Consider the following 11,439-nt stretch of genomic DNA (forward strand, 5'->3'; position numbering starts at 1 on the left):
GCAGACCGTGTGTCGCATGGCGCGCCGCGCTGATGACTGGTGGTTATTGGCTGACGGACGGCAAATCGCGCCAGAAACGTAGTTGCTGGCGCAATGACTCGGGCGCCTCGAACGCCCCCAGACGAAAACGCAAGGCGCCTTGCTCGGCGCTGTCATACACCTGCATGCCCAACCGGCGATAACGCGCCATCACTTGAGGATGGGGATGGCCGAACGAATTGTCGTGCCCGCGAGAAATCAACACGGCCTTGGGTGCCAGCGCCGTGAGAAAGGCCATCGACGACGAACTGCGACTACCGTGATGCGGCGCCTGTAGCCAGTCGGTCGCGACCGCCAGCGGACTTTCCAGCAACGCTTGCTCGGCCCGAGCGTCAATGTCGCCGGTTAACAGCAGACGCTCGCCGTTGGCTTCGATCTGCAGGACACAGGATTTCTGGTTGCTTTCGCTCGCCTCGGACCATTGCCAAAGCGTAAAACTCACACCGTCCCACTCCCAGCGTTGACCGCTCTCACAGGCTTGCGCGTGCAACTCGGCCGGCAGCGCTTCAGGATCACCGCTGAGCACCTGCGTCACCGGCAATCCGTTTGAAACCGAGCGCGCACCACCGGCGTGATCGGCGTCGGCGTGACTGATCAGCATCACCTCCAGCTTGCGCACACCGAGCTTGCGCAACGACGGCAACACCACCCGCTCGCCCAGATCGTAATCACCGAAGCGCGGACCGGCGTCGTAGAGCAACGTGTGATGGCGAGTGCGGACCACTATGGCCAGGCCTTGCCCGACGTCCAGTTGCCAGACTTCGGCCATACCCTCGGGAACGATTCTGAGCGGTGGGAATACCATCAACAGCAACATCGGCCAGCCCAACAACCGCATGGGCAGGCCATTAGGCAGCAACAGTAGAAAAGCACCGAAAGCACTTATCCCCCAGACCCAGAGCGGAATCACCGGGGCAACCCATGCCGGTATCTGCCCGGCCACCAACGCCAGACCGCTGAACAGAACGTCGAGCAGGCCGCCGGCCAGCCACAACAGTCCCTCACCGACATAAGGCAGTGGCAGCAGCAAAGTCCCCAGCAAGGCCGGGGGCAACACCACCAGGCTGATCCAGGGCACCGCCACCAGATTGGTCAGCGGACCACTGAGACTGATCGGCAACCCCAGCATCAGCAGCAACGGACACAAACCTATCGCGATCAGCCATTGCGCGCGCGTCCAGGTTTGCCACCAGCGCCAGGCTCCCAGCCGGCCGCCGAAGGTGAAGACCAGCACCGCCACGGCCGTAAACGACAACCAGAACCCCGGCTGCAAACTCGCCAGCGGCTCAAGCAACAGCACCGCATTCAACGCCAACAGCAATGGCCACCAGGCACCCAGATGGCGGAACCGCAGGCGCCATAACAGCACCAGACCGATCATCACGCAGGCCCGGCGCACCGGCACCTCAAAACCGGCCAGCAGCCCATAACCGAGCGCCGCCGCGAATGCCATGCCGCAGGCCCACGGCAGCCAGGGCAAACGTTGCGGCCACAGGCCATAACGCGCCAACCCGGCAATCAGCAGATAAACCATCCCGGCCAGCAAACCAATGTGCTGCCCGGAAATCACCAACAAATGGACGGTGCCGGTGTCTTGCAACACACGCCAGTCTTCGCTGCTCAGCCCGGATCCATCGCCCAGCACCAGCGCCGCCAACGCCCCCGAGCGGCCCTGAGCATCGACCGCCAGCAAGCGCTGGCGAACACTGTCCCGCCAGGCCCACTGCGCAGGTCTGAGCAACTGTCCGTCCTTGACGCTTCCCGTGGCGCCGATGCGTTGCGCCAATAGCCAGGCGTCGTAATCAAAGGCCTGCGGATTGAGCAAACCCGTGGGGCGCTTCAATTTCACCGCCAGTCGCCAGCGCTCGCCACTGTTGACAGCAGGCCCGTCATACCAGGCCAACCGCATCAACTTCGGCAATTTTGTACGCCGCGACTCGCCGTCGGCCAACTCGAAACGCGCCACACCTTGCGTATTCTGCGGTAAACCGACGACTCGCCCTTCGACCCAGCGGGTTTGTCCGTCGAGGCCCGATGCCAAACGATCATCCAGCGCCCAGTGCGCACTTATGCAAGCCCAACTGAAGCCGAACAGAAAAAACGCCAGTGGATACGTACGAAACGGCAACAGCATCAATGCCAGTACGGGTAGCAACAGCAGTAACCCGACCGGTGGCAGCACCGGTAAAAAGCGCAAGGCCAACAGACCAAGCGCAAGCGCCAACATCCCTGTGCGCATAAGTCCTTCCTTGAGAGTCCCTCCTCTTGGATTAGCCGGGTTACGAAAGATCGCGTTTATTAATTGTCACAAAGTCTGAACTGGCGCTCAGTAGAATCCGGGCATACTTGCCGCTTGAACTGACCGAGAAGCCTTATGCCCCGGCGCTTATTCAAACGTTACATGCCAGACCCGACCAGCATCCGGGAACACAAATCCTTACGCTTTCTCGGCACCCTGCTGCACGACCCGAACCTCTGGCACCTCAATCGGCATTCGGTTGCGCGCGCCATGGCCATCGGAGTGTTCGCCGCATTTCTACCGATTCCATTGCAGATGCTGGTGGCCGCAATGCTCGCCATTTGGGTGCGAGGCAATATTCCGATCGCGGTGAGTCTGGTCTGGCTGACCAACCCGATCACCATGCCCGTGGTGTTTTACTGCACCTATCAGACTGGCGCCTGGCTGATGGATGTGCCCGCCCGTAGCCTGCCGGATGAGCTGACCTGGGAATGGATCAGCGGTGAGTTGTCGACTCTTTGGCAACCGTTTCTGCTGGGCTCGGTGGTGGTTGGCCTGGTGTTCGGCGCGCTGGCCTACTGCCTGACCATGACCTACTGGCGCTGGTGGGTCAGCCGGCAATGGAAGCGGCGCAAGCAAAGCCGGATGTAGAAACGCAAAAACGGCACCTTTGGGGGATGCCGGTCAGTTATGGCGCAGAACCTGTGGGAGCGGGCTTGCTCGCGAAAGCGGTCTGACAGTCAACATCAACGGTGAATGTCGGTCCGTATTCGCGAGCAAGCCCGCTCCCACAAGGATCGAGTTTGCCGAAAGTTATGTACGCATCCCGCGTCCGCTGACCAGCAACCGCGCGCAACCGATATACAACACCACTGTCGCCACCAACATGAAGGTAATGGCGATGCTGATCTTGATGTCGGAGACGCCGAGGATGCCGTAACGGAAAGCGTTGACCATGTGCAGTACCGGGTTGGCCAGTGACACGGTCTGCCAGAACGGTGGCAGCAGGCTGATCGAGTAGAACACCCCGCCCAGGTAGGTCAACGGTGTCAGCACGAACGTCGGGATAATCGAAATGTCGTCGAAGTTGCGCGCAAACACTGCGTTGATGAAGCCCAGCAGCGAGAAAATCGTTGCGGTCAGCAACACCACCAGCAGGGTAATTCCCAAATGGTGCACTTGCAGGTGAGTGAAGAACAGCGAAAGCAGCGTCACGATCACGCCCACCGCCAGACCGCGCAGCACCCCGCCCACGGTGTAACCGATCAGAATGGTGTGCGGCGAAACCGGTGAAACCATCAGCTCCTCGATGGAGCGCTGGAATTTGCTGCCGAAGAAGCTCGAGACCACGTTGCCGTAGGCGTTGGTGATCACCGACATCATGATCAGACCCGGCACGATGTATTCCATATAGGTGAAGCCGCCCATATCACCGATTTGCCGGCCGATCAGATTGCCGAAGATCACGAAGTACAGAACCATGGTGATGGCCGGCGGCAGCAGCGTTTGCGGCCAGATCCGGGTAAAGCGCCGGACCTCACGATAAACGATGGTATTGAGCGCGACGAGGTTGGGTTTCAGTTCGGAACTCATACGGCCACCTTCGCCAGATTTTTCTCCACCAGAGACACGAACAGCTCCTCGAGGCGATTGGTTTTGTTGCGCAGGCTCAGCACCTCAATGTTCTGCATGGCCAACTGACTGAACAACGCGGTGATGCCAACGGCCTTGTCGACCTGGACTTCCAGGGTGTGGCTGTCGAGCAGGCGGTTCGGATAGCCGATCAGTTGCGGCGCTACCGTCATGTCGTTCTTCAGGTCCAGCAGGAACGTCTCGACATGCAGTTGGCTGAGCAGGTTACGCATGCTGGTGTTTTCAACAATCGTGCCGTGGTCGATGATGCCGATGTTGCGGCACAACTGCTCAGCCTCTTCCAGGTAATGCGTGGTGAGGATGATGGTGATGCCTTTCTGGTTCAGCTCGGTGAGGAAGGTCCACATCGAGCGACGCAGTTCGATGTCCACGCCGGCAGTCGGTTCGTCGAGGATCAACAGACGCGGTTCATGCACCAACGCACGCGCGATCATCAGACGACGCTTCATGCCACCCGACAGTGAACGCGACGGCACATCGCGCTTGTCCCACAGGCCGAGCTGGGTCAGGTATTGCTCGGCGCGTTCCTTGGCGACTTTGGGCGGGATACCGTAGTAACCGGCTTGAGTCACGACAATGTCGAAGGTCTTTTCAAACTGGTTGAAATTGAATTCCTGCGGTACCACACCGATACAGCGCTTGAGCGCGGCAGGGTTGCGGTCCAGGTCATGGCCAAAGATATTCACCGTTCCGCTGGTCTTGTTCACCAGGGTCGAGAGAATGCCGATGGTTGTGGATTTGCCCGCACCGTTTGGGCCGAGCAAGGCGAAAAAGTCACCTTCGGCGACATCCAGATCGATACCACTCAAGGCCTGGAAACCGTTGCCGTAGGTTTTGGTTAGCTGCCGGATGGACAGAGCAGAACTCATATCGGATTTACGCACCAAGAAGGGAAGTCAGGAATAAATAAGGGCGGGCGGCGAGCAATGCAACCACGGCGCAAGAACGCAATGGTGCTTGGCGACGCCGCACAAGTACAGTCAAGTGTGTTGATAGTCAGTATTAAGTCAACGCGGTCATGACCGCTTTTTGATAGGCCGGACGTTGCTTGAGACGCGCATACCAGGCTTCCAGATGGCGCATCGGCGCTCGCTCGATGGGCATCTCGAACCAGGCATAGATGAAGCTGCCCAGAGGAATATCGCCCACGCCGATCTCGTCGCCGGACAAATACGGCTTCTGCGCCAATGCCTGATCGACCATCGAGAGCAATTGTTCGCAGGTTTTTTGCGCCGCGTTGATCGCGACCCAATCCTGCTGATCTGCCGGGGTGCGCAACACGCCCCAGAACACATGACGGAAAGGTTCGGCAAAGGACGAAGTGGTCCAGTCCATCCACTTTTCAGCGCTCGCCCGGGCCTGCACATCGGCCAGGTACCAGTTCGAATCAGCGGCGTGACGGGCAACCAGGTAACGCACGATGGTATTGGACTCCCACAGCACAAAACCGTCGTCTTCGATCACCGGGATGCGGCCATTGGGGTTCATCGCCCGGTATTGCGGCGTGTCGACCACACCAAAAGCACCGCCCGCATCCTGCGTTTCGTAAGTCAGCCCGAGTTCCTCGGCGCACCACAGTGCCTTTCTGACATTCGACGAATTTTTCCGACCCCAGATCTTCAGCATGACCGCTCCTCAATGGATGAATTAGGGGGCGTTCTCAATTAGTTTCCACACCGCGGCGGGGAAACTAATTGAGAACGCCCCCTAGGGCAGTCTACGCCGGATCAGGTGTGACTCAAATCGCTCTGCATGTCACCGAGCACTACCGGCGACTGATCGTTGAATAGATGTGGGTAGAGTTTTTCCAGGTACTCGAAGAAGAGCGCTTCGGGTACATCGGCGAACTGGCCGTGATCGACCAGGTACTCCATCGACTGCTGTCCCTGACGATTGAACGGGTGGAACACGCTGTCGTTAATCCCGTCGAACTCCAGCGCCGGCACATCGAACAGCTCACAGAGTTTTTGGTTGAACGCCGGCGTGGCCTTGACCCAGCGGCCTTGCAAATACAGCTCGGTGTAACCGTGCATGGCGAACACGTCGCTCTTGAGCAACTCGATCAAGCGCGGGGTCGACAGGTGATTGCGCACATCCGCCAAGCCGATCCGCGCTGCAATTCCACAGTGCCGCGCACAACCGGCCAGCAATGTGGCTTTGGGCACGCAGTAGCTTTCGCCAGTGACCAGCGCATAGCTGCCGCACAAGGTCGCGGGATCGCGGCTGAAGGTATACGGGTTGTAGCGCACCGCTTCACGCACGGCGTAGTACAGACTCACCGCCTGCTCGATCGGATCACGGCTGTTGCCGCGATGCCGTTCCGCGAACTCCACCACCGCAGAGTGGTCACTATCGATGAAGCGGCCGGGACTCAGATACTCGTGCATGAGAAAAAATCTCCTGGGGAAGCCACGAGTCTAGCGACAGACCTAGCACAGAGATAACGACGTTTCGGCCAAACATCAGCGTTTGTCGCACGCTCAGCGAAGCTTTTTACCGCGTTCGTCAGCGCTACCACCCACGAAATTCACCCCTGTTTCCCACGTTTTCAAACACATCGCTCTGACCACCCTGTTTTGCAGATGCCGTCTAAGCTCTGAAGGTGGTTTTGACCCTGGCTTCACGGAGGATTGAATATGCTGCTGTTGTGGATACTGGTTCTGGTGGTCGGGATTGCCTGGCTGGCTCACCGCCGCATCGCGCCCCTGCCCGTCCTGGGTATCGTGGCTGTCTACCTGCTGGCGATGGGTGCCTTCAGCCATGCACGAGGCTGGCTGTTGCTGATTTTCTGGATCGTGCTGGCCGCCGTCGCCGCTCCCCTGCTGCTGCCCGAGCTGCGACGCAAATATTTTAGTGCCACGTTGTTCAACTGGTTTCAAAAAGCCCTGCCACCGATGTCGCAAACCGAACGCGACGCCATCGATGCCGGCACCGTCTGGTGGGATGGCGAGCTGTTCAGCGGGCGTCCGGACTGGAACAAACTGCTGTCCTATCCCAAAGCGCAGTTGAGCGAAGAAGAACAGGCGTTCATCGATGGCCCGACCGAAGAGCTCTGTGCCATGGTCAGCGACTGGCAGATCGGCCAGACGATGGACCTGCCGGCCGAGGCGTGGACGCATATCAAGCAGAATGGCTTTTTTGCCCTGATCATTCCCAAGGAATTCGGTGGCAAGGGCTTTTCCGCCTACGCCCACTCGCAAGTGGCCATGAAACTCGCCACCCGCAGCGGCGACCTGGCCTCAACCGTGATGGTGCCCAACTCCCTCGGCCCGGCCGAACTGTTGCTGCATTACGGCACCGATGAACAACGCAACCATTACCTGCCACGCCTGGCGCGTGGTGACGATATCCCTTGCTTCGCGCTAACCGGTCCGCTGGCCGGCTCCGATGCGGGCGCCATGCCCGATACCGGAGTGATCTGCAAAGGTGAATGGGAAGGCCAGGAAACCCTGGGTCTTCGGCTGAACTGGGAAAAGCGCTACATCACCCTGGGCCCGGTCGCTACCCTGCTCGGCCTGGCGTTCAAGGCTTATGACCCGGACCATCTGCTGGGTGACGAGGAAGACCTTGGCATCAGCCTCGCGTTGATTCCTACCGACACCGCCGGGGTCGAAATCGGCCGACGCCACCTGCCCCTCGGCTCCGCGTTCATGAACGGCCCGAACTCCGGCAAGGACGTATTCGTGCCGTTGGAATTCCTCATCGGCGGCCAGGAAATGCTCGGCAAAGGCTGGATGATGCTGATGAATTGCCTGTCGGTCGGGCGTTCGATTTCGCTGCCGGCAGTCGGCACCGGCGCGGCCAAGTTCACCAGTCTGGTGACCGGCCAGTACGCTCAGGTTCGCGAACAATTCAACGTACCGCTATCTGCCTTCGAAGGGATTCAGGAAGCCATGGCGCGTATCGGCGGCAACGCCTGGATGATGGACGCCGCGCGGATGCTCACCGCCAACGCGGTGGATCTTGGCGAGAAGCCTTCGGTGCTTTCGGCGATTCTCAAGTATCACCTCACCGAACGTGGTCGCGAGTGCATCAGCCACGCCATGGACGTGCATGGCGGCAAGGCGATCATCATGGGGCCCAACAATTACCTCGGGCGCAGCTGGCAAGGCGCACCGATCTTCATCACGGTGGAAGGCGCGAACATCCTTTCGCGCAACCTGATGATCTTTGGTCAAGGCGCGATCCGCTGCCATCCGTTTGTGCTCAAGGAAATGGCCCTCGCCGGCCGTGAAGACAAGGACCAGGCACTGAAGGAGTTCGACGGCCTGCTGCTCAAGCACATCGGTTTCGCCGTGAGCAACGCCGCCAGTACTTTGGTGCTGAACCTCGGCCTGGGGCATTTCGAACACGTCCCGGGGGACAAACTCAGCCAGGGCTACTTCCGCGCCCTCAACCGTCAGGCCGCGGCATTCGCCCTGCTCGCTGACCTGAGCATGATGCTGCTGGGTGGTGAACTGAAACGTCGCGAACGTCTGTCGGCCCGACTGGGCGATGTACTGAGCAACCTGTACCTGGCCTCCGCCGCCCTCAAGCGCTACCACGACCTCGATTCGCCGGAGCACATGGCGCCGCTGTTCACCTGGGCCATGGAAGAGAGTCTTGGCCAGTCGGAACGGGCGCTGGATGAACTACTGAGCAACTTCCCGAGCAAGGTGCTGGGTTGCCTGTTGCGGGTGATCGTGTTCCCGTTCGGTCGTCGTCACAAAGGGCCGACGGACAAACTCGGTGCCGAGGTGGCTGCGGTCATTGGCCGCGCCAAAGGCGACCCGACGCTGGAAGAGTTGCTGGATGGTTGCTACCGTCCGCAATCGGTCGAGGACCCGGTCGGCGCCCTGCAACATGCCTGCGACCTGCTGAGCGCCGCACAACCGTTGCAGAAAAAAATGCACATCGCACTCAAGAGTGGGCAGTTCAAACCCGCCGCAGGGGAGCACGTCATCGACGCCGCCCTGGAGGCCGGTGTACTGCAAGCAGCAGAAGCGCATACTTTGCATGAGGCCGAAGTCGCGCGGCGCAAAGTGATCGATGTCGATGATTTTTCCAAGGAGCAGCTTGAGCTGGCTGAGGGCAAGACCCGCTAACGCGGCTGCTCGTCCAGCGGGTCAATGATGAAAAGCGGGCGCGGGAGCTATATACTCCGGCGCCCGTTTTGCTTTAGTTCTAGAGGACTCCCGTTATGCTCGACCAAATTCTCGTCCAGCTCGACCTCCTGCGCAGTATCCTGGTCGCTGTCGGTGAAGCCGAGCAGGTTCCAGACGAAAGCCATGCCTTGTTCCTGGAGCGCTTCGACGAACTGCGTGCGTCGCTGCCAATCGATCCGATCGAAAGCCAATACCTGGGTCAGGACATTCTTTGTCAGGTCATCGCCCGTTATCCGCAAATTGCCCATCTGGTTCCACGCGACCTGCTGTGGTACTTCGCTGGCGACTGCCTGCATTACATGCCTGATGACGAAATCGACCTGTATCAAGCCCTGGAAGAGCGTCGCTTCGAAGCCGAACAGAATGACGAACCGTTCGACTGGAACCAGGAAAAACAACTACTGGCACTGTCGAATCAGGACAGCAAGCACTGATCCCTGATCAGAAATGCAAAAGGCCCGCATGGTTAACCATGCGGGCCGTTTTTTTATAGGAAAGATCAAAGGATCGCAGCCTTCAAATAATCAAAGCATCAATTTCAATAGGGAATGAAATATGACACTTCGCCTCTTCTTCCATAGCGATGACCTCAGTGCCAATGTGGAAGTCCTCACGTGCACGCCCTGTGAAACCGAGTTCGCCGTGGTCCTGCGCGCCACGCTGTTTCATCCCCAGGGCGGTGGTCAGCCGTGTGATACCGGCTGGATTGGCCAAAGCCAGGTCACGCGAGTCGTGCAGGAGCAGGATCGTATCGTGCACTACGTCGACCAACCGGTAAGCCCGGGCATGACCTCAATCAAGATCGACGAACAACGCCGTCAACTTAATACCCGCCTGCATTCGGCCGGCCATTTGATCGGGCACTTCCTCGAAACCAAAGGCTGGACACCGATCAAGGCCCATCATTGGCCGGGCGAAGGCAAGGTCACCTTCACACCCGGTGAAACTCCCCAGGAACTGGAAGCCGAAACGATCCAGCAAGCCCTCGCCCAGTGGATCGCCAACAATCTGCCACGCCTGACTTCGCTGCGCGAAGGTTCGCGTGAAATCGGCTTCGGTGAACTGCCCGCCTACGGCTGCGGCGGTACCCATGTAAGGCGCCTACAGGAATTAGGCACAGTCACTATCGCAGCCCTTTCGCAGAAGAAGGGCACGCTTTCGGTCCGCTACGAGGTGGGCTGAATCATTCGGCGATGCTGATCGACACCGAAGCACCATTGGACGTGTTGCATGAAGCCGATGCCTATCGCATCCGCACCGCGACCCAACTACTGGAGAGTCTGGCGCTTAGCGAGGGCGTTTACAGTGAATTGTCGCGGGTGATGGTGACGTCGTTGGGCGACGATTACAGGTACAGGCTTCGATGTAAAAAACAGACGATCTTATTCGGATCGCCCGTTTTTTTTAAATGTACCGACTGAGTGGCACTTATGATCGCTCCCACGCTCTGGTCTGCACCCCAAAGCCCCCAGGCAAAACTCGGCCTTGAGCGACTAATCCGTCGCTCAAGGCCCAGACTGCCCGGCGCTGGCTACTTCAGATTGCCGCTGAGGAACTGCTGCAAACGCTCGCTCTTCGGAGAGCCCAGCACGTCTTCAGGCGCGCCCTCTTCCTCCACTCGCCCCTGATGCAGAAACAGCACCTGATTCGACACTTTGCGGGCGAAGCTCATTTCGTGGGTCACCATGATCATGGTCCGGCCTTCTTCGGCCAGGCCCTGGATCACCTTGAGCACTTCGCCCACCAGTTCCGGGTCCAGCGCCGAGGTCGGTTCATCGAACAACATGACTTCCGGTTCCATGGCCAGTGCGCGGGCAATCGCGACACGCTGTTGCTGACCGCCCGACAGGAACGCCGGGTATTGATCCGCCACACGGGCCGGCAGGCCGACCTTGTCCAGATAACGTCGGGCGCGATCTTCCGCGTCCTTCTTGCCGACACCCAGCACCCGGCGCGGGGCCATGGTGATGTTTTCCAGCACGGTCATGTGACCCCACAGGTTGAAGTGCTGGAACACCATCGCCAGGCGAGTGCGCAGACGTTGCAGTTCGGCATCGTCGGCCACGCGCATGCCGTGGTGATCCTTGACCATACGAATCTGCTTGCCGTCCAGGCTCATGGCGCCGTCGTTGGGTGTTTCGAGAAAGTTGATGCAGCGCAAAAAGGTACTTTTGCCCGAGCCGCTGGCGCCGATCAGGCTGATCACGTCACCGGTTTTGGCCTTCAGGGAAACGCCCTTGAGCACTTCGTGGCTACCGTAACTTTTGTGTAGTTCTTCAACAGTCAATTTGTACATGTGCGCAAGCATCCTCAAAGGGAAAATGGATCGCCGCTGCGTAGACGTCGCAAACGGCGATGAAACCC

Annotated in this window: 11 protein-coding genes; 5 read left to right on the forward strand and 6 right to left on the reverse strand. The window is 59.3% G+C overall.

The features are described 5' to 3' along the window. Positions 1–43: 43 nt before the first annotated feature. Positions 44–2,278, reverse strand: a complete 2,235-nt coding sequence (locus tag ACIPIN_RS24360; protein WP_401123159.1) for a DNA internalization-related competence protein ComEC/Rec2 — start codon at positions 2,276–2,278, stop codon at positions 44–46. A 135-nt stretch (positions 2,279–2,413) separates the two neighbouring features. Between ACIPIN_RS24360 and ACIPIN_RS24365 the strand changes: the two genes are divergently transcribed. Next, positions 2,414–2,929: a DUF2062 domain-containing protein gene (locus ACIPIN_RS24365; RefSeq protein ID WP_401123161.1), complete on the forward strand. Its 516-nt coding sequence runs from the start codon at positions 2,414–2,416 to the stop codon at positions 2,927–2,929. Positions 2,930–3,091: 162 nt separating this feature from the next. On the opposite strand, the gene ACIPIN_RS24370 is transcribed toward ACIPIN_RS24365, so the two are convergent. The 4 genes from ACIPIN_RS24370 to ACIPIN_RS24385 all read right to left on the reverse strand — a co-directional run bounded on the left by ACIPIN_RS24370 (position 3,092) and on the right by ACIPIN_RS24385 (position 6,318). Then, entirely contained in the window at positions 3,092–3,871 is a 780-nt protein-coding gene (locus ACIPIN_RS24370) for an ABC transporter permease (protein ID WP_019689336.1), read from the reverse strand. Continuing rightward, on the reverse strand, positions 3,868–4,800 hold the full coding sequence (locus ACIPIN_RS24375; protein ID WP_401123164.1) for an ABC transporter ATP-binding protein: 933 nt from the start codon (positions 4,798–4,800) through the stop codon (positions 3,868–3,870). The genes ACIPIN_RS24370 and ACIPIN_RS24375 overlap by 4 nt, the downstream gene beginning before the upstream one ends. Before the next feature lie 133 nt (positions 4,801–4,933). Next, a complete protein-coding gene (locus tag ACIPIN_RS24380; RefSeq protein WP_401123167.1) occupies positions 4,934–5,557 on the reverse strand; it encodes a glutathione S-transferase family protein in 624 nt (207 codons plus the stop codon). A gap of 101 nt (positions 5,558–5,658) precedes the next feature. Then, positions 5,659–6,318, reverse strand: a complete 660-nt coding sequence (locus tag ACIPIN_RS24385; RefSeq protein ID WP_401123170.1) for a transglutaminase family protein — start codon at positions 6,316–6,318, stop codon at positions 5,659–5,661. A 249-nt stretch (positions 6,319–6,567) separates the two neighbouring features. On the opposite strand from ACIPIN_RS24385, the gene ACIPIN_RS24390 reads away from it, so the two are divergent. From ACIPIN_RS24390 to ACIPIN_RS24405, 4 genes are all read left to right on the forward strand, one after another. Next, positions 6,568–9,015, forward strand: a complete 2,448-nt coding sequence (locus ACIPIN_RS24390; protein ID WP_401123173.1) for an acyl-CoA dehydrogenase — start codon at positions 6,568–6,570, stop codon at positions 9,013–9,015. 95 nt (positions 9,016–9,110) lie between these two features. Next, the gene (locus ACIPIN_RS24395; RefSeq protein ID WP_401123175.1) at positions 9,111–9,509 is read left to right on the forward strand and encodes a PA2817 family protein; all 399 of its coding nucleotides are present in this window, start codon (positions 9,111–9,113) and stop codon (positions 9,507–9,509) included. Between the two features lie 121 nt (positions 9,510–9,630). After that, positions 9,631–10,257 (forward strand): alanyl-tRNA editing protein, encoded by a 627-nt coding sequence (locus ACIPIN_RS24400; RefSeq protein ID WP_401123176.1) that lies wholly within the window; start codon positions 9,631–9,633, stop codon positions 10,255–10,257. An 11-nt stretch (positions 10,258–10,268) separates the two neighbouring features. Beyond that, entirely contained in the window at positions 10,269–10,496 is a 228-nt protein-coding gene (locus ACIPIN_RS24405) for a hypothetical protein (protein ID WP_401123178.1), read from the forward strand. 110 nt (positions 10,497–10,606) lie between these two features. On the opposite strand, the gene ACIPIN_RS24410 is transcribed toward ACIPIN_RS24405, so the two are convergent. Next, a complete protein-coding gene (locus tag ACIPIN_RS24410) occupies positions 10,607–11,371 on the reverse strand; it encodes an ABC transporter ATP-binding protein (RefSeq protein WP_401123180.1) in 765 nt (254 codons plus the stop codon). Between the last annotated feature and the right edge of the window lie 68 nt (positions 11,372–11,439).

This window comes from Pseudomonas sp. NPDC087697, from assembly GCF_044743155.1.
GTDB lineage: Bacteria > Pseudomonadota > Gammaproteobacteria > Pseudomonadales > Pseudomonadaceae > Aquipseudomonas.